We start from the raw sequence: 23,684 nt of genomic DNA on the forward strand, positions 1-23,684 counted from the left end.
GCTCACGACATCCTCACCACCTGGGTGGCCTGCTCGTCGACGTCGTCGACGCTGAGGTCGGGCAGCGGGCGGCGGGCGTGGTCGGAGATCCGCAACAGCAGCGCGACGATCACCCAGTTGGCCACCAGGCTCGAGCCGCCATAGGACAGGAACGGCGTGGTGAGACCGGTGAGCGGGATGAGCTTGGTGACGCCGCCGACGACGACGAAGACCTGCAGGGCGAGGCTCACCGCGAGACCGGTGGCCATCAGCTTGCCGAAGTTGTCGCGGGAGATCAGCGCGGTCCGCAGGCCGCGCTCGACGATGAGGGCGTAGAGCAGGATGACCGCCATGACGGCCGTCAGGCCGAGCTCCTCGCCGATCGCGGCGACGATGAAGTCCGACTCCGCGAACGGCACCCGGTACGGCGCGCCCTCGCCGAACCCGCGGCCGACCAGGCCGCCCCAGGCCATCCCGAACAGGCCCTCCACGAGCTGGCCGCTGCCGGGGGAGCGGTCGAAGTACGGCATGGGGTCGAGCCAGATCTCGAACCGGTTGCGGACGTGCGCCAGGAACCCGACGGTGCCCGAGAGCAGGTAGGTCGCCAGGACGCCGGACACGAACAGCAGCCCGCCCACCACGAGCCAGCCCGGCCGCTCCGTGGCGACGAACAGCATCACCAGGAACAGCCCGAAGAACAGCAGCCCCGAGCCGAGGTCGCGCTGGGAGAGCAGCACCAGCATGCTGACCAGCCACATGGCGAGGATGGGGCCGAGGTCGCGGCCGCGCGGCAGGTCGATGAGCAGGAACCGCCGTCCGGCCAGCGCCAGCGCGTCACGGTGCAGCACGAGGTAGCCGGCGAACGAGACGACCAGCAGCACCTTGGCGACCTCGCCCGGCTGGAAGGTGAGCGAGCCGACCTGGATCCAGATCCGGGCGCCGTTCACCGACTTCCCCAGGCCGGGGAGCATCGGGAGCAGCAGCAGCGCCACCGCGGCCAGGCCGCTGGTGTAGGTGAACCGCTGCAACGTGCGGTGATCGCGCAGCGCCACCAGCGTGGCGACGAACAACCCGACGCCGAGGCTCATCCAGAACAGCTGGCGGGGGGCGAGCGAGGAGCTCTCCGCGAGGTCGATGCGGTGGATGACCGCCAGGCCGAGGCCGTTGAGCGCGGCCACGACGGGGAGCAGCACCGGGTCGGCGTACGGCGCGACGAGGCGGATCGCGACGTGGGCCACCAGGACGAGCCCGGCGAGCCAGCCGCCGTACCCCACGATGTCGGCGGGGACGTGGCCCTCGACGCCGAGCCCGACGGCGGCGTAGGCGCCGATGCCGACGGCGAGGGCGAGCAGCAGCAGGACCAGCTCCGCGCCGCGCCGGCTGCGGTGCACGAACAGGGCAGGGGCGTGGCTCATCTCAGCCTCCGGCTCCCGGCTCCGGGCTCATCCGCTCGGCGAGCTCCTCGACGTAGCGGTGGGCGGCGTCGAGATCGGTCTGGCTCACCGTCGCGCGCACCTTGCGCAGGTCGAAGGGCGCGAGCTGCGCCACGTCGAGGTCCGTCGTCTGGTACGGCGAGTAGAGCTCGAACCCGGCGACGGTGCTGTGCACGCCGCGGAAGATCGCGACCCGGCCGTCGTGCTCACCGACGAAGAACTGTCGTTGCGTCCAGGACCAGGCGGTCGCGGCGGCGACCCACAGCAGGCCGACGACCAGGACGAGCGCGAGCACCCGCCGCAGCCACGCGAAGCGGCGCGGCGGCCGGGGCGCGTAGCGGGCGGCTTCGGTGGCGTGGGGATCGAGCGGGTCGGCCTCGATCGCACCGGGCGGCAGGTCGGCGACCTCCGCGTCGACCGGCTCGAGCTCGCCGGTGTCCCCGTTGCGGTGGCCGCGGAAGAGTCCCGCAGTGCGTGGCGAGCGCCGACGCAGCTCGGCGGCGGCACCGACCAGCTGGGGCTCGTCGTCGATGGCGGTCGCGTCCGGGGAGTCGGCGTCCACCACGTCGGCCACCACGCAGGTGACGTTGTCGCTGCTGCCGGCCTCGAGGCTGGCCCGGACCAGCTCGACGGCGGCGAAGTCGGCGCTGCCGCCGGCCAGGACGTCGCCCAGCCGGGTCTGGTCGAGCACCCCCGAGACGCCGTCGCTGCAGAACAGCAGCCGGTCGCCGGGCTGCAGCGGCACCACGAACAGGTCGGGCTCGGCCTCCCGCTGACCGTCGAGCGCCTTGAGGATGAGGTTGCGGTGCGGGTGGACCCGCGACTCCTCCTCGGTCAGCCGGCCCTCGTCGATGAGGGTCTGCACGAAGGTGTGGTCGTGGGTGAGCTGGCTGAGCTCGGCGTCGCGGAAGAGGTAGGCACGGCTGTCGCCCACGTGTCCGACCGCGAGCTGGACGCCGTCGAAGAGTCCGACCGTCGCGGTCGTCGACGTGCCGGCCAGGGCCGGGTCGTGGTCGACCAGCTCCGCGATCCGGTCGTGGGCCCGGTGCAGCGCACCGGCGATCTGGGCGACCATCTCCTCGGCGGTGTGGTCGGGAGCCGGCGGCTCGTCGAGGTTGCGCAGCTGCTGGACAGCGGTGCTGGACGCGATGTCACCGCGTGCCGCACCGCCGACGCCGTCACACACGGTGAGCAGCCAGGGACCGGCGTACCCGCTGTCCTGGTTGTCCTTGCGGACCCGGCCGACGTCGGAGATGGCCGCGAACCGGAGCCGGAGGGCTGGTACGTCGGCCGTCACTTGCGCAGCTCCAGGATGGTCTTGCCGATCCGGACCTGGGTGCCGAGCGTGAGCGTGGTCGGCTGCGAGAGCCGGACACTGCCGATGTAGGTGCCGTTGGTGGAGCCGAGGTCCTCCACGAACCACTGTCCCGGCTCGCTGGCGCTGGCCGCGATCCGGGCGTGCCGCGTGGAGACGTAGTCGTCGTCGAGCCGGATGGCGGCGTCGCTGCCGCGGCCGATGAGGATCGGCGCGTCGGCGAGCTCCGCGCGCTCCCCGGCGTTGCGCCCCTCCACGACCAGCACGTGGGTCGGCGCGCCGCGACGCGGCTTGGCGGGCTTGCTCTTCGACGGCCCCTTGGACCGCTGCCGCGCCGGCGCGCGGCCCGCGTCGGGCACCCGTGCGCCGAACATGTCCGAGCGGATCACTGAGACCACGGAGAGCACGAAGATCCACAGGATCGCCAGGTAGGCGATCCGGATGAGGAAGAGGGTCAGCTCAGACACGGCCGTCGGCTCCCGTCACCGGCTCCTCGACGATCCGGACGGTCAGCACGGTGCTGCCGATGCGGACCTCGGCGCCGTCGCCCAGCACCGCGCTGCCCAGCTTCTGGCCGTTGACGAGCATCCCGTTGGTGGACCCGAGGTCACGCACTTCGATCCGCGGGACCGGGCCGGTGCCGACACGGAACTCCACGTGCCGGCGGCTGACGCCGGGGTCGTTGATGCGCAGGTCGGCCTCGGAGCCACGGCCGATGACCAGCGGTCCGTCGAGCGGGTGCCGGGTGCCGTTGACCTCCAGGACCGCCCGTGCCCGCGTCATCCGGGTGTCGGTGGCCTGGAAGTCCGGCGAGCCGGTGACCTGGGCCTTCGCCCCGCTGCGGATCCGGAACCGTCCGGTCGTCAGGTCGTCGGCGGCCTCGAAGTCGATGGTGACCGGACCGGGGAAGACGTAGCCCTGGGCGTCGGCGTGGTCGTGCAGCTGGGTGCTCAGGTCGTCGACCAGCGCGGAGTCGAACGGGCGCAGTCGCTCCAGGTCGGTGGCCGACAGCTCGATGTGGAAGTCGTTGGGCACCAGCCGCCGCTGTCGTGACAGCACCTGCGCGTTGTTGTCGCACTCGCGCTGCAGCGCCGCGGCGATCTCCACCGGCTGTACGGCGCTGCGGAACGCCCGGGCGAAGACGCCCGAGATGACCTGCTCCAGGCGCTGCTCGAACCTCTGCAGCCCGCTCACCGCGCCTCCTCGCCTGTGCCGTCGTCTGATGCGTGTCGCTCGTGCGTGTCGTACCCGTGCCCGCCGGTACCCGGTCATGCCGAGACAGCCCGGCGTGCGGGTCGGGCTCGCTCGATCGTAACGGGGTGGCCCCGACGGGTGCCTCGGGCCGCGCCGTCGGGCAGGTCGCCGGCGTCGGTGTGTTCGGCAAGGTATGCAGCCGGGTGGGCACTCCCCGTGCGGAACTCCGCGCGGGAAGCGCGCATTCGTCTGCATACCTCGACGAGCAGACAGCTCGCGGTACGCCGGTTTGGGTGATCCCTCGCGGCTGGGATAACCTTCGGACTGCTTCACGCGCGAGTGGCGGAACGGCAGACGCGCTGGCTTCAGGTGCCAGTGTCCGAAAGGGCGTGGGGGTTCAACTCCCCTCTCGCGCACGTGAGGGACTGACCCCGGGTCTTCGATCTGGGGTTTCGTCTCTGTTGGGCCGGCAGTCGTTGGTGCCATTGGCCCGGAGGGGTGCCGGTTGTTGCGGTTGGTGCCGGTGAGTCTCCTTGCTTGCGTCGGTTCAGTGGCCTCGGTCACCTATGTCGTCCGCGAACCGTCGAGCGATCACGTGGAGCCAACTTCTCGATGAGCCTAATGGCGTGCGCGGACGGACTGCGTGGCTCGTGAACCATTTGAGAAGCGATTAGACGCGCGCGACGAGTGGCAAAGGCGTCGTCATTCCGGCGCCGCCCGACGACGCCGACTGGCGGCCCGGGATACGACCGTGACCGGGGCCGCTCCGGCTGCCGGCGCCCGCGGCGGGGCTTCCTACCGGGATGTGTGGAGGCGGGAGCCTGCATCGCGTTCCGAGCGGGAACTGGCGTGCGACATCCGTGCTGCCCGTCCTCTTCACGCGCTGCTTCGCACCCGGACTGCCAGCCGTCGGTTCCACCAGCGCGGCTGGGCGGCCGCTTGCTCCAGCAGGCGGGCGTACTCTCGTGGGGTCAGCCATCGCAGTGCCGGCACGGCGATCAGGCCGGCCGCGACCGCCCACCGCCAGGCGCTGAGGTTCTCGCCGAGTCCGCCCACGGCAGCCACGGCCGACACCTGGAGCACCATGTTGTAGGGGGCGATCAGGGCGCCCTCGATTCCCTCGCACTCGACCAGCCAGGGAAGTCCGTGCCAGGTCGTCCGCGGCCAGCTCGCATAGTGCGAGATCACCGCGGACGCGAACAGCCCGTTCGCGACCGCGAACCTACGGTCTCCGCGCGGCCCGGGGAGACGACCGGCGGCCCGGTAGGCGCCGGCGGTTCCGAGGGCGTACCCGGCGAGGGCGGGCCGCAGGCCGAGCCTCGGGGCACCGGGCACCCCGGCCCCGACGGCTAACTCGTAGCCGAGATGGGTGGCCACGGCGACTATCCCGAGCCGGGTCCAGCGACGGTACGGCATGCGGGTCAGGGTACCCGCGCGGTTACTGGTCAGCTGGCGTTCTCGGACAGGGTCAGGAACCCGCGGTTCGCACCCTCCGTGGCCCACGAGTCGCCGGGCCTTGACTCTTGCCTGCTCCGTTGTCGGGAGGATACTCGTTGGGTTCCTTACAAAGGGTAAGTATCTACTTCGCATGCGAGGAGCTCTCATGGACGTTCTAGGCCTCTCCGGCCGGATCTTCTCTCTATGGTCTCTCGGGGCCGGGATCGGCCACTTCGCCCAGCGGGAGATAGTGACCGGTTACGGGGCGAGCAAGGTTGTGCCGGCAGCGGGGTTGTGGGTGCCCGTCCCCGGTGGCGTGGTCATCTTGGGCGGCCTGATGGTGTCCGTCGGTGTCTGGCCGGACCTTGGCGCGCTGCTGCTGGTCGCCTTCCTGGTGCCGACGGCGGTGCTGATGCACGGCTTCTGGCACGAGGCTGACCCGGCGCGGGAGGCCAACGAGCAGACCCAGTTCCTCACGATACGGTCCCTGGCGGGCGCCGCGCTGGCCGTGTTCGCGTTCTTCGCCGCCGAAGACGACCTGGGCCTGGTGGACCTCGGCCTCCTGTTCCTGCTGTGACCGGCCCGCTGACCGGTCCACTGGCGGACCTGCCTGCCCGCAGGGGCGACAGGCCGCGGGCCACGTTGAGCAACCCGCACACCCAGCTGGATCAACAACCTGACGACGATGGGCCGCGCCGCCTCCTGGAGGAACGGCTCGCCCAGCTGCCGGGGGTGGTCTGGCGCCCCAGCATGATCTCGGTGCCCGGAGCCCGCGCCCTGACCCTGCCGACAGGTGCCGCGCAGGGCCCGGCCGAGGCCTTCATGGTGGGCGCCGAGTTCGCTCACCTGCATCCCGCCCCGGACCACTCGCTGCACCTGGTACTGCCGCCCGACGTCGCCTCCCGCGTGATCGAGGCGGGGTGGGCAGAGCAACACCCGGTCGCCCGCCGCGGCCTGATCAGCGCGGGTGCGGTGATGGTCTACGCCCCGCGCGATGCGGAGGAGGCAGAGCTGGTCTTCCAGATCGTGGGTGCCTCGTTCGAGTACGCACGGAGTGGTCCGGCCTGACCGGCCGTGCTGACAGGATGCCGGTGTGACCGGTATCCGGGCCGTCGGGTCCGGGACCAGTTGGACGAAGATCGGAGTCGACCCTCATGCGCATCCACGAGCTGGGCCACCTGGTGCTCTACGTCCGGGACCTGGAGCGGTCCCGCCGGTTCTACCGAGACGTGCTTGGTTGGACCGAGATTCGCGGGGAGGTGCCTCTGCCGGTCCCCGCGGCGGCGTTCTCGTCTGGACGCACCCACCACGAGCTGCTGCTCATCGAGGTCGGTTCGGCCGCGGCGGCGATGCCCACGGGGCGCCGGGTGGGCTTGTACCACTTCGGCCTGAAGGTCGGCGACAACGACGACGACCTGCGCGAGGTCGTGCGTCACCTGACCGAGCACGGGGTGCAGATTGAGGGAGCCAGTGACCACACGGTCACCCACTCGCTCTACATCGCCGACCCCGACGGGCACGAGATCGAGCTCTACGTTGACGTGCTGTCGACGGAGGAGTGGCTCGCCGACCCGTCGTTGGTCTTCGCCCCGATCCGTCCCCTGCGTCTTTGAGCTCCCGTGGATGCCTGCGGTGGCTCAGCGGCAGCGGGTTGGCCACCAGCACACCTCGTGCCCACGCGTGATCGGCATGCGAGGTGCCTGGCCTCGTTCGCCAGGTCAGCGCTGGGTCCCTGTGGAGCCACCTCGACCCCGCTCCACGCCCCTTCGGCCGGCGTAGCCGCGGCTACGCTGAGCGCCGGATCCAGCTGTGATATTGGCTGCGCACCCCGGGGTTACCCGCCCCGGTGAACGGCAACCGAGCGGTGGCGGCGCCGCGGTGGTGCCTGGCCGGGGCCGACGTCTCGGTCGTCCGGGCGCAGCCGGAGATCGTGGGACGCTCAGCACGGTCAGTGAGCGTGCATGCTGCCCCTTTTCAACTTTCGCGGGCATGCCTGTGCGGAGAAGGCGGCGACTGTCTCCGGGCGCCGATCAGGAGCGGCGTCGGCCGCGATCGGGTGCAACGAGTCCGCCCGGGGTGAAGGCTCCACGCATTCGAGCGGCCGTTCTGCTTCTCGCCGTCTGGGGCTGGCCCGTGCCACGTCGGCCACGCCACCACCACGACGACTCGGGGCGGGCCTCGGTGGGGTGAGGGGAGACAACGCCTGACCACTCGACCCGTTGGCACGACCGGGCTGCCGCCAAGGCGTGGCCCCCCTTGACAGCGGCGACGACCTCGTCGCTGAGTTGGGGCTGAGCGTCACGACCGTCATGTCTTCATCCTGGCGTGATGGCCCAGCCCCGTGGGCCGGGGCAGCGCTACCCTCGAGCCATGACCAAGACCCGGGCCACCGAGTCCTCATTCATCTCCGCGGCCGACGGCCTCACGATCACGAACTATGCCTGGACCGGCGCCGGTGAGGCCCCGCGGGGCGCCGTCCAGATCGCCCACGGCCTGGCCGAACACGGCGCCCGTTATGACCGGCTCGCCCGCGCCCTCAACGCCGCCGGCTTCCTCGCCTTCGCCACCGACCACCGCGGCCACGGCCGCACCGGCCAGGACCACCTTGGCGACTTCGGCGAGGCCGGCTGGGACGGTCTCATCGCGGACGTCGCGCAGTACGGAGCCCAGCTTTCGGCCGCGTACCCCGGCTTGCCGATCTTCCTCATCGGCCACTCGATGGGCTCCTTCGCCGCCCAGTCGGTCATCATCGACCACTCCGGCCAGTACGACGGCGTCGTACTCTCGGGTTCAACCGCGCTCGATGCCCTGGCCGGAGCGCTCGCCGACGCCCCGGCAGACGCCCCCGCCGGGCTCGAGGCCTTCAACACTGGCTTCGAGCACCGCACCGGCTATGAGTGGCTCTCCCGCGACGAGGCCGAGGTCGACGCCTATGTCGCCGACCCGTGGTGCGGCTTCGACACCCCGCCCGAGACCATCCCGATGCTCTTCGCCCACGCAGCGAGGCTGGCCGACCCCCAGATCCTCGCCGGGATCCGCCAGGACCTGCCGCTGCTGCTGGCGGCGGGGGAAGACGACCCTGTCGGCGGTGGCGGCGGTCAGCTCGTCGACCTGCTGGGCCAGCGCTACCGCGAAGCGGGCCTCACCGACGTCACGGTGCGGATCTACCCCGGCGCCCGGCACGAGATCTTCAACGAGACCAACCGCGACGAGATCACCGGCGAGGTCGTCTCCTGGCTCACCGATCATCTGGCCCAGCGCTGAACCGCGCTACGACCCGCGCCACCAGTTGGTCCGCTACCAGGTGGGCCGCTGAGGGGCACGGCGGCGGGCGGACCCCCGCTGGTCATCGCGCGGCAGACATGGCGTCCGGGCGACGTATCCTCGTCACATGGCGATGCCGCTGGACCAACGGGAAAGGCTGGCACTGTGCGACTTGTTGCTTGCCCTCGGGCCCGGGGCTCCCACCCTGTGCGAAGGCTGGACAACCCTCGACTTGGCGGTCCACCTGGACGCGCGGGAGCACCCGGTACGCCGGACGCGAGCGCGCATTGAGAACCCCGACGACGTCCGTAGTCTGATAGCGCGTCTCCGCTCTGGCCCTCCGGTATTCTTGCGGGCTCCAGGGCTGCGCAAACTCTTCAACGGCCTCGAGTTCTTCATTCACCACGAGGACGTGCGACGCGCAAACGGCCTGCCTGCGCGGAAACCGAACGAGGAGCTCGAGGACCTGTCCTGGGGCATGCTCGCCTTCCTCGGACGCCACTCAGCGCGCGGTATGCGGCCCTTCTGCCTGCGTTTGGAGTCACAAGACGGCCGACGGCGGACCTTCGGAACCGGGGCTGGGGCCACCGTGAGAGGTCGGCCCAGTGAACTCGTCCTGTACTTCAGCGGCCGCCAGAACGCCGCCGTGGTCGAGACTTCCGGTGAGCCCCTGGCCATTGCCGCCCTCAGCCCCGCGGTCAAAGCCCTGTGACCGCGGGCCCGATTCTGGTTGAGGCGTGACCGCTGGGCACTCATCGCCCAGACCGGTCCGGCAGGCGCCGTACTCGCCGGGCATCGCTGGGCCGCCCGGACACACGCACGGATCCAGCGCGCGGCGTCTTCAGACAGCCGTGATGGCAACCTCGTGGAGAGCCAACACGCGTACCGCCCAGAGCGAAGAGCGGTCCGAAGCATGTCAAGGAGCCATCCGCGCGTCGAACCGCAACTGACGCGTTGTAGCGGGCCGACGGCGTGATGACTTGTTCACGAGTCCCATGCTGCGGTCACAGCGTACCCCGGCCGAGGTGATCGACGTTCACGCACACCGCTGCAGACGTTCCCACCAGGGACCCGTCGGGCCGGTCGGGCCGGTGGCGAGGAACAGCCTTCGCTCCTCTTGACTCCCCGCCGTGCCTGCATCCAGCGGGGACGTCGATCAGTACCGCCGCTCGGTCGGTGACCGTCAGCTGTGGGTGCGCCGACGAGGTAACGCAGCACCCGTAGCGCTTGTGGGTGACGGCGGCGATAGCGCCGCCGAGGCGATCCCGGCACCGCCGACGTGCCGGCTCGAAGGTGTGGTCGGCCACGACGCCGTCTCATGGCAGCGGCGCTGGATTCACTGGTCGGGCCGGGTGTCGGGTTCGTGTTCGGAGCCGCTGCTCCACCGTGTCGTCCAGTCCGCGAGCGCGCGGAGCATGGGGACGAGGGCTTGGCCCGCCTCGGTGGGGTCATAACCCACCAGGCTCGGGTCCTTCTCCGCGTGGCGCTCGAGGAGTCCCTCGGCCTCCAGCCGGCGCAGCCGGTCACACAACATCCGGTCCGAGACGCCCGGAACGGCCATGCGGATGTCGCTGAACCGCCGGGCTCCGGCGAGCACGGCGAGCAGGATGCTGCCGGTCCATCTGCCGCCGATGAGTTCCAGAGCGTGCTGCAGGCGCGGGCAGTGACCGGGCGGCCATTGTCCGGAGGTCCTGTTCTGCTCGGTCACGCGTCCATGATGACGTCTTGATCCGTCACACGGAAACCTGCGGTCGGTCGGACACAGACTCGCCGGAGTCATGTCAAGGCCGGGCGCTCCTTCGGGTCACTTATGGTTCGTACTTACTTTTCATAAGTCAGCGGTCTAGGATGGAGCTGTTGGGCCGGACGGCTCAGTCCCGGTCCGCATCGTCACGTGAAGGGGTCTGGAGGGTGACCGTGGACGTAGTCGTGTTGGTGGGGCGCATCCTGTTCTGCGTGTTGTTCTTGATGTCGGGCTTCGGGCACCTGACCCAGACCAAGATGATGGCTCAGTACACCGCCTCTCGCGGGGTGCCTCAGGCGCTGGCGCCAGCGGTGGTGTTCGGGTCGGGGCTGCTGATCGTGGCCGGCGCACTGATGGTCCTGCTGGGTGCTTGGGGTGACCTGGGCGCACTGTTCCTCGTCGTCTTCCTGGTTCCCACGGCCGTGGTCATGCACGGCCCGTGGGGCATTGAAGATCCGCAGCAGCGGATGATGGAGCAGACCCAGTTCCTCAAAGATTTGGCGCTGGCCGGGGCCGCGCTGATGGTGCTGATCCTTTTCGCCTGGGCCGGCCCGGAACTGGGCCTCACCCTGACCGACCCGCTGTTCGACCTGGACTGAGCGCGCCATGCCCAGCGTCCCGACCCGAACCGCCCAGATCGCGTGCAGTCGATGAGCGGGCAGGTGGGAGTCGGTGACCTTGCCCCGGACTTCGAACTGCCCGACCAGCATCAGACTCGGGTTCGGCTGAGCCGGCTGCTGGAGGCGGGCCCGGTGGTGGTGTTCTTCTATCCGTTGGCGATGAGTCGAGGGTGCACCGCGGAGAGCTGTCATTTTCGTGACCTGGCCGCGGAGTTCGAGGCGGCCGGTGCGACCAGGGTCGGGATCAGCCGCGACACGGTTGCTCGGCAGCGTCAGTTCGACGATGAGCATGACCTCGGGTACCGGTTGCTTTCCGACGCCGATGGGACCGTGGCCTCCGCCTACGGCGTCCAGAGGAGTCTTCCCGGGTTGCCGCCGCGGCGGAGCACCTTCGTGATCGGTTCCGACCGTCGTGTGCGGGGGGTGATCCGTAGAGAGCTGCGGATGGAGGCCCACGCGGACGAGGCGCTGCGCATCCTCGTAGCTGAGGGGCCACCGAGGCCTGGATGACCGGTGCCGCCTAGGTGGAGCCTAAGCACGTTCCGAGTCTGCTCGTTGATCCCGTCCGCGAGTCGCTGATCTCGGGTGCGCTGTTGGTGAAAAAGGCGATCCGGGTCGGCGGCCTGGGCCGTAGCTTGTCCAAGGCGCCCTCGCCGTGCGGCGTGGGGAAGGTGCGTGACTCGGGCCGGATTCTGCTCGATGTGGCGCCCGCGGTCGCGCTGGGTGGGGACTGCCTGGCCGACGTGGCCGCGGTCCGAGCTCAGCCCGAGGTGTTCGGCACGGTCGCCTCTGGCGCAACGGTCTCACGGGTCTTCGCGGCACTGGGGACCCCCACGCCGCGATGCTCGCCATCCGGCACGCCCGCGCGGACGCGCGCGCCCGGGTCTAGTCACGCCGCCGGCCGTTGGCCGGGGTCCACGGTCGGCGCTGCGGCGGGCAGGTCATCGTCGACCTCGACGCGCCACCCTGGTCGGTGCCCACTCCGAGAAGGAGGCCGCCGAATCGACCTACAAGCGCGGTTTCGGGTCCTCACCCGATGTGCCCGGCTATCGACCACGGTGCAGGCTGACCTGGAGTACTCGGTCGGGTTCATCGCTCAGGAGAGCGTGCGGACCGCCACCGAGACGATTCCCGACCAGGCCTGGCTCGATAGTGATGGCGTGGCCCGTGAGGGTGCGCAAGTCGCCGAGCCGACCGACTGGGTGCCGCCCACCAGCCGGACCGGCACCAGGGTCGATGTTGGATCAACAGGCACGTGCGGTAACAGGCCATCACCCGACCAACGGTGGAGGAGCAAGGAACACCAGGGTGGTGCTACCGGTGCGGTCACCAACGGCGGGAGGAGCGCAGCTTCACGAGGCGCCGCTCGAGCCGCTGCGTGGTGCGGGTTGGGCAGGACGTCGGCCGCGAGGAGGCGTCCGTCGTCGGTTGGCCCGCTCGATACCGGGCAGCCCACTTCGATGCAGCGGCTGGTGAGACCTGGAACCGCTCAGCAGTACGCCGTACCGGCCAGATGGTGAACTCGGACGTCCGTCCCGTCTGGGCCATCACCGCTGGCCTGGCGGTGATTGCCCCGAGTGGTTCCATGTGCCGACTAGGGTTGCGCCATGTTCTCCGCGCTGGGTGGGCTCGTGGTCCGTCGTCCTTGGTACGTCATCGGCGCCTGGGTGGTCCTGGCGATTGTGGTGGTCTCTTTGGCGCCGGCGCTGCAGACGACCACGGACGAGGCGGAGTTCCTGCCTGACCATTATGAGTCGATCAAGGCGACCGAGTTGCAGTCGGAGAAGTTCCCCGGCGCGACCACCCCGGCCGCGATCCTGGTGTTCGAGCGCCAGGACGGGGGGGTGCTGACCGAGGAGGACCAGGGCGACGTCGACCGGATTGCGGAGGAACTCGGCCCGAAGTTGGGGGCCGAGACGTTCGCTCAGCGGGTGGTCACGGTCGACCCGCAGGGACGGCCGAACTTGTCCGAGGATGGCCTGGTTCAGATTGGCATCATCGGCTTGGCGGAAGGGGCTACCGGCTTTAACCCGGCGGCGTTCACCGACGGGGAGCGGCTCCGGGACGACGTCGAGTCGTCGGTTGAAGGGACGGATCTGCAGGTGCAGTCCACCGGGTCCGTCCTCCAGGGACTGGACTCCCAGGAGTCGAGTGAGCAGACCCTGATGATCGTCGGCGCGGCCACGATCCTTCTGATCTTGTTGCTGCTCGCGGTGATCTTCCGCAGCGTGATCATCTGCGTGATGCCGATCGCCGTGGTGGCCCTGGCCGGCACCATCGCCACCGGTCTGATCGCCTGGGCCAACGAGGTGTTCGACCTCCGGGCGGATTCTTCGATCGAGGTGATCCTGTTCGTCGTTCTCTATGGCATCGGCACCGACTACATCCTGTTCTTCCTCTTCCGTTACCGCGAGCGGTTGCGTCAGGGCGCTGACACCCCAGCGGCCGTCGTCCACGCGATGGAGCGCGCCGGTGAGGCGATCGCATCGGCAGGCGGCGCGGTCATCGTCGCCTTCCTGGCCCTGCTGCTGAGTACACTGAGTATCTTCAGAGCAATCGGACCGGCGCTCGCGATCGCGGTGGCCGTGACTCTCGTCGCGGCGCTGACCCTGGTGCCGGCGGTCATCACGGTCATCGGCCGCGGGCTCTTCTGGCCGTCCAGGAGGTGGCGCCGGGAACCCGAGGGCGGCCGCTTCAATCGCATCGGGGACGCACTTGGGCGGCGGCCGGGGAGGTTCGCCTTGGTTTCGGGGCTGGCCCTGGGAGGCCTGGCGATGTTCGCGGTGAGCTTCAACCCGTCGTTCGACTTCACCGCCAGCCTGCCCGACGACGTCGAGTCCACGGAGGCGCTGCAGACGTTCCAGGACCACTTCGCCGCTGGCGCGAGCGAGCCGATCCCGGTGATCCTCTCCGCCGACAACGGCCGGTTGGAGGAATCCGCACTGAAGGCCTTCGGCTCGGAGCTGGAGAGGGCTGAGGGCGTGGCCCAAGCATTCCCGGGTCAGCTCTCCGAGGACGGCACCACCGCGCAATTCTCCCTGATCCTGGACGACGACCCCGCCTCCGACGCCGCGCTCGAGGCCATCAAGGGCCCAGTCCGTGAGGCCGCGCACGCCGCGGCGCCCGACGGCACCAAAGCGTACGTCGGCGGCACCCCATCGATCTTCGCAGACCTTCAGAAAGCGATGGCACGCGACTACAGCGTGGTATTCCCGGTCGCAGGTGGCTTGATCCTCTTGATCCTCGCGCTGCTCCTGCGGAGCCTGGTGGCACCGTGGTATCTGATGGGTGCTGTCGGCCTCGGATTCGCTGCCACCCTCGGTGCCACGGTCATTGTCTTCCAGCACATCCTGGGTGAGCCCGGCCTGATCTTCCTGCTGCCGATCTATATCTACCTGTTCGTGACTGCGCTGGGCACCGACTACAACATCTTGATGATCGCCCGGCTGCGCGAGGAAGCGCGCGAGGGAAAGGACCCACACGCGGCGGCCGCGGAGGCGGTCAAGCACGCCGGTCCCACCGTCGCTGCCGCGGGCGTGATCCTTGCGGGCACCTTCGCATCGCTGATGCTGAGCGGCAACACGCTCATAGTCTCGCTGGGCTTCGCGCTCTCGGTCGGCATCGTGCTCGCTGCCTTCGTCATGTCCATGTTCCTCACACCGGCACTGACCGCCATGATCGGCCACGCCGCATGGTGGCCGGGTCACGGCGACGAGAAGCGCGAGGAGCCGAAGTCACTCCAGACGTCCACGCACAGCACCTGAAGAAACAGCGGCGTGGCCGATGTGCTTCTCCCTGATCTGCGACGGCCGCAAGGGCCTGCCGGACCCGGTCGAGGCCCGTCAATGCTGCGAAAGCCGCGCAACCACCGCTGACGATTCCTCCTCGTGGGACGGTGCTGCGCCCGTCGGGCGGCACCTACCGTCGAACCGGCGGGTTCGTGAGGTGTCGCGGCATCCGGGCGCCGGCCGCGTGGAGAGGATGGTCCTGACGACCGAGTCCGCCTCCTTGAGGGCTACCGCAGGCTTGTGTGGTTCGCGCCGCCGGGCAGGCTGCCCACCAAGCACGATATGTTCACGATCGGGCAGCAGTCTGGTCCCTCGCAGTGGCTCCACACCGACTGGCCGCTGCGCTTGACCTTGGCCGGCCACCGTGCTCGGAGGACTCCACCGAGGTCCGTTGCACCGACTGGGAGCGATTCCGCGACCCCGCCCAGCTGGGCGCACAGTTCCTGGTCGTCTTCCTGGTTCCCACGGGCGTGGTGATGCAGGCCCGTGGGGCATGGAAGATCCGCAGCAGCGGATGATGGAGCAGACCCATCCTCAAAGACCTGGCTCTGGGCCGGGGCGGCGCTGATGATGCTGACCCTGTTTCGGCTGGGCCGGCGCGCGGCTCGGGCTCACCCTGACCGACCCGCTGTTCGACCTCGGATGAGCAGCGGCGGGAGTTCGACGCCGCACATCAGCTCGGGTACCCGTTGCTCTCCGACACCGAAGGGGCCGTCGCCTCCGCCTACGGCATCCAGCGGAATCTCCCGGGTTACCCCGCGGCGGACCACCTTCGTGATCGGCTCGGACCGCCGGGTACGGGGGTGGTGCGCAGTGAGCTGCGGATGGAGGCCCATGCGGACGAGGCGCTACACATCCTCGCGGCCGACGGGCACGGACGCCCGGGGACCGGGCCTGCCTAGCGACCGTGGGGTGGTCTCCCCGGGCGCGGGGGATTCTCGGGCCGCGGTTCGTCGTCGGCGAGATGTGCGTCGGGGTCGACCGAGGTCTCGAACGCGGCGGCCAGGTCCTCACCGGAGGTGTGTCCCCGGGTCTGTCGCAACGGGGTCTCCCGCAGGAACAGCAGGATGACGAACCCGAGGACCGCGAACGGTACGGCGGCCAGGAACGTGGTCTGCAGCGCCTCGGCGAACCCGGTGATGACCGCCAGGTGAATGGGCTCGGGCAGCGCCGCGATCTGCTCGGGGCTGCCCTGGGTGGCGGACCTGGTGGGCATCTGCTCGGCGCTCACCCCGGCCGCCCGCAGCTGGGCGGGGATGGTCTCGCGGAGCCGGTGGGTGAGCAGCGCGCCGAAGACCGCCACTCCCATCGCGCCGCCCAGCGACCGGAAGAAGGTCGCCCCGGAGGTGGCCACGCCGAGGTCGGCGTGAGGAACCGCGTTCTGGGTCGCCAGCACCAGGACCTGCATCACCATCCCGATGCCGGCGCCGGTGATGAACATGAACACCCCGGCCAGCCACAGCGAGGTGTCCACCGACAGCCGGCTCATTAGCGTCAGGCCCCCGGCGGCGACCAGCAGGCCGACGACCGGGAAGATCTTGTAGCGGCCGGTGCGGGTGATCAGCCGCCCCGATCCGATCGAGGTGGCCAGCAGGCCGACCATCAGCGGCAGGGTCAGCAGCCCCGAGGCGGTGGGGGACTCGCCCTTGACGATCTGCAGGTACTGCGGCAGGAAGATGATTGCGCCGAACATCGCGACCCCGACGACGAAGCCGGCCAGGCTGGTGATGACGAAGGTGTGGTTGGTGAACAGTCGCGGCGGCATGATCGGTTCGACCGCCCGGCGCTCCTGCCACACCGTGAGCGCCAGCATCAGCAGCGCCACCGCAGTGAGTCCGTAGGTCCAGCCAGAGTTCCAGGCGAACTCCTTGCCGCCGAGTGAGAGCATGAGCAGCAGCCCGCTGATTCCGGCGACGATGAAGAACGCTCCCAGCCAGTCGATGGCGTGCCGACGTCGGGGGAACGGCAGCTGCAGCACCCGTTCGGTGACCACCAGGGCGGCGAGGCCGATGGGGATCCCGACCCAGAAGGTCCACCGCCACGAGAGGTGCTCGACCAGGAAGCCGCCGAGCAGCGGTCCGGCGACGGTGGCCAACCCGAACACCGAGCCGATGTAACCCTGGTAGCGGCCCCGTTCGCGAGGACTGACCACGTCGCCGATGATCGCCTGAGACAGCGCCATCAGCCCGCCCACGCCGAGTCCCATCACGGCCCGGAACCCGACCAGCTGTCCCATGTTCTGGGCGAACCCGGAGGCCAGGGAAGAGAGCAGGAAGATCCCGATCGCGGCCTGGAACATGATCTTGCGGCCGTACAGGTCCGACAGCTTGCCCCAGATCGGGGTGGAGGCGGTCGAGGTCAGCAACGTGGCCGAGACGACCCAGGCGAGCTGGTCCTGACCGCCGAGCTCACCGACGATCGTGGGCAACGCGGTGGCCACGATCGTCTGGGACAGCGCAGCGACCAGCATGCCCAACATCAGCCCCACCAGAACGGTCAGGATCTGCCGGTGAGTCAGCTCCGGCATCACCTGCTCGTCCGGCGCCCCAGGCAGATCGGCATCCGGGGAGGACGGGGTGCTCACCGCTGACTCCCCTGAACCGTGTGCGGATCTCCGGTCAGGTGCTCGTCCAGGCCGGCGTTGAACGCGGCGAGCAGGGAGGCGAAGCTGGCCAGATCCTGCGGCGACCACGACCGGAGCAGGCTGCGGACAACGGCGCGCCGTTCCGCCCGCGTCGTGCTCAGCACCTTCTGGCCGTGCTCGGTGAGTCGCAGCCGGAGAGCGCGTCGGTCCTCGGCGTCCGGTGCGCGCGTGACCAGGCCGGCCTGCTCCAGGGAGCCGACCTGTCGGCTGATCGTCGAGGCGTCCAGATGGAAATGCGCTGCCAGCTCACTGGGCCGCAGCGGGCCGGCGTCATGGAGCCACGCGAGAATCCCGTAGGCGGCCCTCTCCACGACCTGCTCGGTCGGGCCACCGCGCAGATGCACCTTCTGAGCCCGCCGTACCAACAACGTCAGCTCCTGCTCGATGGCCTCGACCGAGACCAGGTCGGTCTCCGATCCAGCTAATTGCATGTACCAACCATAACCTTGGGAGGGCTGGGAGTCCCAACCCCAAATTTTCCGCGTGGCCGGAGACGGGGTGGCGCCGGGGTAGGCGTTGCTACTCCCCATGGGGCCGGTTCAGCAGGTTCCATGCGATGGGCGCCCCGGCGGCGTACCTGCGGGCTGACGCGGATCAATGGGGGCTAGGTCCTGGGACCGGCCGGACGCCGGTCAGGTGATGTCGCCGACCAGGTAGCGCTGCAACGTGGGAGCAAGCGCGGCCACCAGCTCGTCTTGGCTGGCCGACGTCAGATCCTCAAGACCGATGACGTGGCGAGCCAGGCCGAGGCCCAGGATCTGCGACATCACGAGCGCCGCGCGCAATGGTGCCTGCCCGGCGCCGAGCTGGGACACGACCGGTTCCAGCAGCTCACTGGCGAACTTGTCGCCGATCATGCGAGCGGTGTCGGCTTCCACCGCGGCGGTGCGGATGGTTCCGACGATGCGCTGTTGCCGGTCTTGCTCGTCGAGTGCCTCGATGAGCAGTCTCGCCAGCCGTTCGCCGACGCGCTTCGAGTCCCCGTCCAGGAGCCGCGCGATGAGCGCGGGCGAATCGGAAGAAATGTGGACGACTTCGTCGAACAGCTGTCGTTTTGAGCCGAAGAAGTATGCCACGAGGGCGGCATCCACGCCGGCCTGTGCTGCGATCGCCCTGAGGCTGGCTCGGTCGTAGCCTTCGGTGGCGAACTGCTCGCGTGCTGCCCGCGCTATCTCCTCGCGTGCCGAACTGTGCCCCGGGCGGCGCCCTGGTCGTGCGCGGACGGTGCTCGCGGGCCGCCGCTCGCGGTGCCCCGTTTCACCAGCAGGTTGCGTCATACCCCACCAACCTTGTCCTCCGCCAGCGCCGCCGCCAAAGTGCTGGGCATCATCCGCTAGGCCGGTACGCTCCTCCCTACAGTCTCGGACGACAGCGCCCGAGACGGAACGTCGCTCAAACGACATCGGGGCGACATCGGCTCAGGCGCCGGCGAGGCCTCAGGCCAAACGCCGGTCGATGGCCCGGGAGACCGGGCAGGCCGAGTGCCGCGACTGCAGATCACGGGTGCCTGTAGCAACCGCTGCACCCGGCGGACACCTGCGGCGGCAAAGTGAGGCTGCCGGCCTGGCCGCGAACGTCGCCGTGGTGACCACCACGTCGTGAAGTCCTCGCGGGCGACGTCGGACCTGAGCGCATCGACGAAGCGGCACTCTGCGGGTGGAGAGACCCCGCGTCATGGCTCTGGGCGACCCCTCGTCTTCCCGCCAGGCCGACTCCGGGCTCGGCGAACGCCCGCCTGTCTGGCAGCCTGTCTGGCAGCCATTGGGAGACCGCAACGAAAGCGCCATCGATAGCCCGGCAGCCTGTGACAGGGAGCGCGGCGGCGGTGCACTGGCGGCTGCGCGGCTCTACCCTTTTCCTCCTATGCATTTCGGCGTACGGTGGGTGGTGCCGCTGCGGCCACGGAGATGGGCGTCCCCGGGTTCGGCCGCCACGCCGGGAGGTGAGGCAGGTGAGATACGGAGATCCGTTCGGGCTGGCGTGGCAACACCTGGCGAACGCGCTGGTGGACCTGCTGGCTGTGGTGTGGTGGACACTGCTCGCTGGCAGCGTCGCGTTCGGTGCATGCTGGTGCATGGGGCAGTTCATGTATACGGAGTGGGTGCGCGACCATCCTCCGCCCCGCCCCCGGTTCCTTGCCGAACGCAGGCTGCGTCGGGACATCGCCCGCGGGTTGGGCGACCTCGAGGAATACCTGCGCCAACGCGATCCAGCGCACCTCAAGGACGGGCCTGCCCGTCCCGGCCGGTCCCGGACCTGGAGGCGCGCGCGCACCGACATTGAGAAACACACCGGACCTTGAGTCACAGACAGACAGCCCGGACGCCTCCAAGGCCCGCCGCCCGCTCGTGGATTCCTTGACCTGCCGAGGGACGCCGACGCCGCCACGCTGCTTGCGGTCACGCGGGGGCGTGGCTGGAGTGCCCGGGCAGCCGAGGTGGCGCCGATACCCAGCGCGCGCTTACCTCGCGAGACATCGGCATCCCCGGCGCGGGGACTGACGCCGCCGGGAAGAGCGCAGCGAGCAAGGTCTCGAGGGGCTCACAGGACCCGATGACGGCCGCGACGGGCGGTCACAGCCGGACGGACCTGGCCCGCCGGCCGATGCTGAGCGGCTGGGAGGACGAGAGCGAGGCGCTGCTCCGGGTGGTCGAAGGCATGGCCGGGATCCTGAACGAAGCCGGGATCCCACGAACGCCCGCCAGGGTGTTGGCCTACATGCTCGCCGACGACGCCGACCGCCACACCTCCGCCGCGCTCGCGGAAGGGCTCCGGGTCAGTCCGGCAGCGATCTCCGGGCGGTGCGCCATCTCACCGCGACGCGGATGGCGGTCAAGGCGCGCGAACCAGCCAAGAGGCCCGAGCTCTACCGGGTCAGTGACGGCGACGTGTAAGGGATGGTTGGCAGCCGCCTGGATCCCGGTTCTCAAGCACTGGGAGTCCGCGCTGGAGCGGGCCACGGTCGAGCTCGGCGCGCACGGCGGTGATGGCGGTCGACTGGCCGAGGCGCCTTCATCGCGTTCCTGCGCGGCGAGCTGGAGGCAATGTTGGAGCGCCGGTCTGATTCCCGCGGGATCCCTTGGTGAGTAAGGCGCCGGCGCCGATGGTCGTCCGCGGTCAACGGTGCCGCCGGAGACCGGTCGGTCTGGTGGGGCTCATTGAACGTGCCCGGGCGTTCAGCGCTAGAGAGTTTTCGGATAGCTCAGGTTGCGGACCTCGAGGTCGTGTCGATCGGTGGCCTCGGCCTGCTGGTTGAGCATGGTCAGCAGCTTGTCGCCCTCGATGTCGAGGTCCGGCAGCAGGCGGTCGAGCCAGCGGGGCAGCCACCACGCTCGCTCGGTGAAGAGGGCCATGAGTGCCGGGACCAGCGTCAGCCGGACGATGAAGGCGTCGATCAGGATGCCGGCGGCGAGGGCGAAGCCGATCTGCTTGATCATGATGTCGTGGCTGAAGATGAAGCCGGAGAACACCGCGACCATGATGATGGCGGCCGCGACGACCACCCGGCTGGCCTGGTCGAACCCATGGACGACGCTTTGGCGGGCGGCTTGGCCGTGGATGTGTGCCTCGCGCATCGAAGAGACCAGGAAGACCTCGTAGTCCATCGCGAGTCCGTAGAGGATGCCGGTCACGATGATCGGCATGAAACTCATGAGCGGTCCGCCGGTGTCGAACCCGAAGAGTTCGCTGAGCCAACCCCACTGGAAGACGGCGGTGGTGGCGCCGAAGGTGGCCAGGATGCTGAGCAGGAAGCCGGCCGTGGCCTTGATCGGGACGATGATCGAGCGGAAGACGAGCATCAGGATCAGCACCGAAAGGACGATGATGATGCCGAGGTAGAGCGGTAGGACGTCGGCGAGCTTGTCGGACATGTCAATGCCGATGGCGGTGAACCCGGTGACGCCCAACTGCACCTGATTGTCCTGCGCGATCGCGTTGTCTGGCTCCCGCAGTGACTTCACCAGGTCGCTGGTGGCCTCATCGCTGGGGCCGGAGGTGGGGATGATGCTGAACACGGCCAGGTCACCGGCCTCGTTGACCCCCACGGGTGAGGCCAGCACGATGTCGTCTCGGTCTTGGAACTCCCCAATCAGTTTCGCGGTGAGCTCGGGAGTGACGCGACCAACGGTGCCGGTGGGCTCTGCGGTGACCAGGAGGGGGCCATTGAATCCCTCCCCGAAACCCTCGGAGACCGCCTCGTAGCTCTGCCAGGCGGCGGTGTCCTGGTTCGCGGTCGCACCGGAGGGGATACCCAGGTTCATGCTGGCCGCGGGGATCGCCGCCACACCCAGGATCGCGACCACGCCGGCGATGACGGGCCACCGGAACCTGATCACCCCCTTCACCCAGTGGTCAGCGACACTGTGCGACTCGGCCTCCACCTTGGCGCGGCGTCGGGCTCGGGCCTTGTCCGAGCAGATCCGCTCCCCGACCAGCCCCAGCAGTGCGGGCAGCAGGGTCAGCGCGATAAGCACGGCCAGGGCCACCGTGGACGCCGCGACCAGCGCCATCGTGGACAGCATCGCGATACCGATGACGGTCAGCGCGGTCAGCGCGATGAGGACGGTCAGGCCGGCGAAGAAGACAGCGCTGCCCGCGGTGCCGACCGCTCTGCCGGCCGCCTCCTGCGCGGTGAGTCCCCGATCCAGGATCAGCCGTCGCTGCCGGTTGACGACGAACAGCGCGTAGTCGATGCCGACGGCAAGGCCGACCATGAGACCAAGCACGGGGGTGGCGGAGTTCATCTCGACGGTCGTCGAGAGCGCGTACGCGCCTCCTACGCCGATGCCGACCCCGACCAGCGCGGTGACCAGTGGGAGGCCGGCCGCGATCAGCGAGCCCAGGGTGAGCACCAGCACCAGGGCGGCGACGGCGAGACCGATCACCTCGCCGATACCGACCGGGATCTCGATGGCCTTGAGCGAGTCACTCGGGAGAACGGTGATCCCGGTTCCCTGCTCGGCGGCCTCCACCACCTCCACCACCGAGCTGACCTGCTCATCAGTCAACGAGGTCGAGGCGACCGTGAACTGGAACTGGAACAGCGCGACCTGACCGTCCGAGGACACCAGCACGCCGGGCACCGGTCTCCCGTCCACGATCAGCGGCTGATACGGCGGCGCCTGCGCCTGCCCCTGCCCCTGCCCCTGGTCCGGCCCGGCCGGCGGGTTGCCCGGTGCATTCTGCTGCGGAGCGTCTGGAGCGCCCTCTTCAGGGGCGCCGGTGGCGAGGTCAAGGGGGTTGACGACCTGCTCGAGGTCGTAGACGTCGTTGACGGTGTCGCTGATCACCGCGAGTCGCTCCGCGGTGTCAAGGCGCTGACCGTCCGGCACGGTGAACACCACACTGGCCTGCCCACCCGAGGCGGCGGGAAGCTCATCGGCTACGCGGTCGAGCACGGTCTGGGCCTCGGTGCCCTCGATCTTCATCTCCGAGCTGACGCTCACCCCGTTGATAACGACCGCCCCGACGACCACGGCGAGGACGGCGAGCCAGCCCGAAATGAACAGCCACGGCCTGCCGAACGCGGTTCGTCCGAGCCGGTACAAGAAAGTGGACACGGGTGGTGCTCCTTGAGGGCAAGAGGGGCAGGGGGCGGCGTCTAGAAGCCGTGGCGCAGATAGTCGAATGTGATGTCGAGGAACGAGGTGTAGTCCATCGACGCGGGGCTGAGGTCGCTTTCGTCGCCGAGCTGCACGCCGAGGGTTCCCTCAAGGGCGGCCATCACGGCGCCGTACACGGCACCGAACAGCAGCGGCACATACACGGTGGGGTACCGGTCTCCCGCCACCGAGGTCAAGAGCTCCTGTGCGGTATGGCGCATGCGTTGCTGAACGCCCAGCACGTGAGGCTCCAGGGTCGGGTACTGCCGCGCCATTGCCATCAGCTCGCGCATCCTCACCAACGCGTCCGCGGTGAACTGCGTCTTCATCACGGCCAACAGGGCATCGAGCAGGGGCAGGTCGGCGGGAAGGCCCGTCAGGATCGCGCTCGCGTCCTCGACACCACCGAACGCGACCGAAGCGACGGCCTCCTCCTTGCAGGAGAAGTGGTTCGCGAAGGTACGTCGCGAGTACCCCGCCCGCTCGACCACGTCCGCGGTGACGAACCCCGACATGCCGCGCTCACGGGTCAGCTCGAACGCCGCCTTGGCCAGCGCCTGCGCCGTCGCCTCACGCTTGAGGTCCCGCAACCCACGATCCACGGCCTCAGTATGCTCGCGCCTACCCAATGAGCAAAATTGCCCAATGCGCAGACCGCGTCGC

The 23,684-nt window shown here is 69.4% G+C and carries 20 protein-coding genes, 1 tRNA gene and 1 pseudogene; 10 read left to right on the forward strand and 12 right to left on the reverse strand.

The features are described from left to right. Positions 1 to 2: 2 nt before the first annotated feature. The 4 genes from VGE38_RS17330 to VGE38_RS17345 are packed head-to-tail and all read right to left on the reverse strand — an operon-like array spanning position 3 to position 3,921. A complete protein-coding gene (locus VGE38_RS17330; RefSeq protein ID WP_331143805.1) occupies positions 3 to 1,394 on the reverse strand; it encodes an FtsW/RodA/SpoVE family cell cycle protein in 1,392 nt (463 codons plus the stop codon). A 1-nt stretch (position 1,395) separates the two neighbouring features. Further along, the gene (locus VGE38_RS17335; RefSeq protein ID WP_331143806.1) at positions 1,396 to 2,709 is read right to left on the reverse strand and encodes a PP2C family protein-serine/threonine phosphatase; all 1,314 of its coding nucleotides are present in this window, start codon (positions 2,707 to 2,709) and stop codon (positions 1,396 to 1,398) included. Beyond that, the gene (locus VGE38_RS17340) at positions 2,706 to 3,194 is read right to left on the reverse strand and encodes an FHA domain-containing protein FhaB/FipA (RefSeq protein ID WP_331143807.1); all 489 of its coding nucleotides are present in this window, start codon (positions 3,192 to 3,194) and stop codon (positions 2,706 to 2,708) included. Before VGE38_RS17340 ends, VGE38_RS17335 begins: the two co-directional genes overlap by 4 nt. Further along, the gene (locus tag VGE38_RS17345; protein WP_331143808.1) at positions 3,187 to 3,921 is read right to left on the reverse strand and encodes an FHA domain-containing protein; all 735 of its coding nucleotides are present in this window, start codon (positions 3,919 to 3,921) and stop codon (positions 3,187 to 3,189) included. The genes VGE38_RS17340 and VGE38_RS17345 overlap by 8 nt, the downstream gene beginning before the upstream one ends. A 333-nt stretch (positions 3,922 to 4,254) precedes the next feature. Here VGE38_RS17345 and VGE38_RS17350 point away from each other — a divergent pair. Beyond that, positions 4,255 to 4,337: transfer RNA gene (locus VGE38_RS17350), tRNA-Leu, on the forward strand. 460 nt (positions 4,338 to 4,797) lie between these two features. On the opposite strand, the gene VGE38_RS17355 is transcribed toward VGE38_RS17350, so the two are convergent. Continuing rightward, positions 4,798 to 5,337 carry a hypothetical protein gene (locus VGE38_RS17355; RefSeq protein ID WP_331143809.1) on the reverse strand — a complete coding sequence of 180 codons (540 nt, stop codon included), beginning with the start codon at positions 5,335 to 5,337 and terminating at the stop codon, positions 4,798 to 4,800. A 187-nt stretch (positions 5,338 to 5,524) separates the two neighbouring features. Between VGE38_RS17355 and VGE38_RS17360 the strand changes: the two genes are divergently transcribed. The 5 genes from VGE38_RS17360 (at position 5,525) to VGE38_RS17380 (ending at position 9,334) form a co-directional block, all read left to right on the forward strand. Beyond that, on the forward strand, positions 5,525 to 5,935 hold the full coding sequence (locus tag VGE38_RS17360; protein ID WP_331143810.1) for a DoxX family protein: 411 nt from the start codon (positions 5,525 to 5,527) through the stop codon (positions 5,933 to 5,935). A gap of 182 nt (positions 5,936 to 6,117) precedes the next feature. Then, the gene (locus tag VGE38_RS17600; RefSeq protein ID WP_524538556.1) at positions 6,118 to 6,426 is read left to right on the forward strand and encodes a luciferase domain-containing protein; all 309 of its coding nucleotides are present in this window, start codon (positions 6,118 to 6,120) and stop codon (positions 6,424 to 6,426) included. A gap of 86 nt (positions 6,427 to 6,512) precedes the next feature. Beyond that, the gene (locus tag VGE38_RS17370; RefSeq protein WP_331143812.1) at positions 6,513 to 6,971 is read left to right on the forward strand and encodes a VOC family protein; all 459 of its coding nucleotides are present in this window, start codon (positions 6,513 to 6,515) and stop codon (positions 6,969 to 6,971) included. Between the two features lie 757 nt (positions 6,972 to 7,728). After that, complete coding sequence (locus tag VGE38_RS17375; protein ID WP_331143813.1) at positions 7,729 to 8,622, forward strand: alpha/beta fold hydrolase; 894 nt, start codon at positions 7,729 to 7,731, stop codon at positions 8,620 to 8,622. Between the two features lie 127 nt (positions 8,623 to 8,749). Beyond that, positions 8,750 to 9,334, forward strand: coding sequence for a maleylpyruvate isomerase family mycothiol-dependent enzyme (locus VGE38_RS17380; protein ID WP_331143814.1), 585 nt, complete (start codon positions 8,750 to 8,752; stop codon positions 9,332 to 9,334). Between the two features lie 624 nt (positions 9,335 to 9,958). Here VGE38_RS17380 and VGE38_RS17385 read toward each other — a convergent pair. Then, a complete protein-coding gene (locus VGE38_RS17385) occupies positions 9,959 to 10,330 on the reverse strand; it encodes a winged helix-turn-helix transcriptional regulator (RefSeq protein WP_331143815.1) in 372 nt (123 codons plus the stop codon). 203 nt (positions 10,331 to 10,533) lie between these two features. Here VGE38_RS17385 and VGE38_RS17390 point away from each other — a divergent pair, with 203 nt between their 5' ends. Beyond that, a complete protein-coding gene (locus tag VGE38_RS17390) occupies positions 10,534 to 10,965 on the forward strand; it encodes a DoxX family protein (RefSeq protein ID WP_331143816.1) in 432 nt (143 codons plus the stop codon). A 51-nt stretch (positions 10,966 to 11,016) separates the two neighbouring features. Continuing rightward, the gene (locus VGE38_RS17395; protein WP_331143817.1) at positions 11,017 to 11,496 is read left to right on the forward strand and encodes a peroxiredoxin; all 480 of its coding nucleotides are present in this window, start codon (positions 11,017 to 11,019) and stop codon (positions 11,494 to 11,496) included. Between the two features lie 819 nt (positions 11,497 to 12,315). Here VGE38_RS17395 and VGE38_RS17400 read toward each other — a convergent pair. Further along, positions 12,316 to 12,498 (reverse strand): annotated as a pseudogene (locus VGE38_RS17400) (IS481 family transposase); the annotation flags it as partial. Between the two features lie 95 nt (positions 12,499 to 12,593). Here VGE38_RS17400 and VGE38_RS17405 point away from each other — a divergent pair. Next, positions 12,594 to 14,750 carry an MMPL family transporter gene (locus tag VGE38_RS17405; RefSeq protein ID WP_331143818.1) on the forward strand — a complete coding sequence of 719 codons (2,157 nt, stop codon included), beginning with the start codon at positions 12,594 to 12,596 and terminating at the stop codon, positions 14,748 to 14,750. Between the two features lie 922 nt (positions 14,751 to 15,672). Here VGE38_RS17405 and VGE38_RS17410 read toward each other — a convergent pair. The 3 genes from VGE38_RS17410 to VGE38_RS17420 all read right to left on the reverse strand — a co-directional run bounded on the left by VGE38_RS17410 (position 15,673) and on the right by VGE38_RS17420 (position 18,695). After that, a complete protein-coding gene (locus tag VGE38_RS17410) occupies positions 15,673 to 17,301 on the reverse strand; it encodes an MDR family MFS transporter (RefSeq protein WP_331143819.1) in 1,629 nt (542 codons plus the stop codon). Positions 17,302 to 17,354: 53 nt separating this feature from the next. Next, positions 17,355 to 17,849, reverse strand: coding sequence for a MarR family winged helix-turn-helix transcriptional regulator (locus VGE38_RS17415; RefSeq protein ID WP_331143820.1), 495 nt, complete (start codon positions 17,847 to 17,849; stop codon positions 17,355 to 17,357). Between the two features lie 201 nt (positions 17,850 to 18,050). Then, a complete protein-coding gene (locus VGE38_RS17420; protein ID WP_331143821.1) occupies positions 18,051 to 18,695 on the reverse strand; it encodes a TetR/AcrR family transcriptional regulator in 645 nt (214 codons plus the stop codon). 674 nt (positions 18,696 to 19,369) lie between these two features. On the opposite strand from VGE38_RS17420, the gene VGE38_RS17425 reads away from it, so the two are divergent. Continuing rightward, positions 19,370 to 19,720 carry a hypothetical protein gene (locus VGE38_RS17425; protein WP_331143822.1) on the forward strand — a complete coding sequence of 117 codons (351 nt, stop codon included), beginning with the start codon at positions 19,370 to 19,372 and terminating at the stop codon, positions 19,718 to 19,720. 880 nt (positions 19,721 to 20,600) lie between these two features. Here the strand turns inward: VGE38_RS17425 and VGE38_RS17430 are convergent. Both VGE38_RS17430 and VGE38_RS17435 read right to left on the reverse strand, forming a co-directional pair. Then, positions 20,601 to 22,979, reverse strand: coding sequence for an MMPL family transporter (locus tag VGE38_RS17430; RefSeq protein ID WP_331143823.1), 2,379 nt, complete (start codon positions 22,977 to 22,979; stop codon positions 20,601 to 20,603). 41 nt (positions 22,980 to 23,020) lie between these two features. Next, positions 23,021 to 23,623: a TetR/AcrR family transcriptional regulator gene (locus VGE38_RS17435; protein WP_331143824.1), complete on the reverse strand. Its 603-nt coding sequence runs from the start codon at positions 23,621 to 23,623 to the stop codon at positions 23,021 to 23,023. Positions 23,624 to 23,684: the final 61 nt, after the last annotated feature.

Source organism: Nocardioides sp., from assembly GCF_036405735.1.
Taxonomy (GTDB): Bacteria; Actinomycetota; Actinomycetes; order Propionibacteriales; family Nocardioidaceae; genus Nocardioides.

What these genes read in the sequence shown, in the direction of transcription:
- VGE38_RS17380 (WP_331143814.1), top strand. Translation starts at nt 8,750, where the DNA reads ATGGCGATGCCGCTGGACCAACGGGAAAGGCTGGCACTGTGCGACTTG.
- VGE38_RS17360 (WP_331143810.1), top strand. Translation starts at nt 5,525, where the DNA reads ATGGACGTTCTAGGCCTCTCCGGCCGGATCTTCTCTCTATGGTCTCTC.
- VGE38_RS17405 (WP_331143818.1), top strand. Translation starts at nt 12,594, where the DNA reads ATGTTCTCCGCGCTGGGTGGGCTCGTGGTCCGTCGTCCTTGGTACGTC.
- VGE38_RS17330 (WP_331143805.1), bottom strand. Translation starts at nt 1,394, where the DNA reads ATGAGCCACGCCCCTGCCCTGTTCGTGCACCGCAGCCGGCGCGGCGCG.
- VGE38_RS17355 (WP_331143809.1), bottom strand. Translation starts at nt 5,337, where the DNA reads ATGCCGTACCGTCGCTGGACCCGGCTCGGGATAGTCGCCGTGGCCACC.
- VGE38_RS17370 (WP_331143812.1), top strand. Translation starts at nt 6,513, where the DNA reads ATGCGCATCCACGAGCTGGGCCACCTGGTGCTCTACGTCCGGGACCTG.
- VGE38_RS17420 (WP_331143821.1), bottom strand. Translation starts at nt 18,695, where the DNA reads ATGACGCAACCTGCTGGTGAAACGGGGCACCGCGAGCGGCGGCCCGCG.
- VGE38_RS17415 (WP_331143820.1), bottom strand. Translation starts at nt 17,849, where the DNA reads ATGCAATTAGCTGGATCGGAGACCGACCTGGTCTCGGTCGAGGCCATC.
- VGE38_RS17375 (WP_331143813.1), top strand. Translation starts at nt 7,729, where the DNA reads ATGACCAAGACCCGGGCCACCGAGTCCTCATTCATCTCCGCGGCCGAC.
- VGE38_RS17410 (WP_331143819.1), bottom strand. Translation starts at nt 17,301, where the DNA reads ATGCCGGAGCTGACTCACCGGCAGATCCTGACCGTTCTGGTGGGGCTG.
- VGE38_RS17395 (WP_331143817.1), top strand. Translation starts at nt 11,017, where the DNA reads ATGAGCGGGCAGGTGGGAGTCGGTGACCTTGCCCCGGACTTCGAACTG.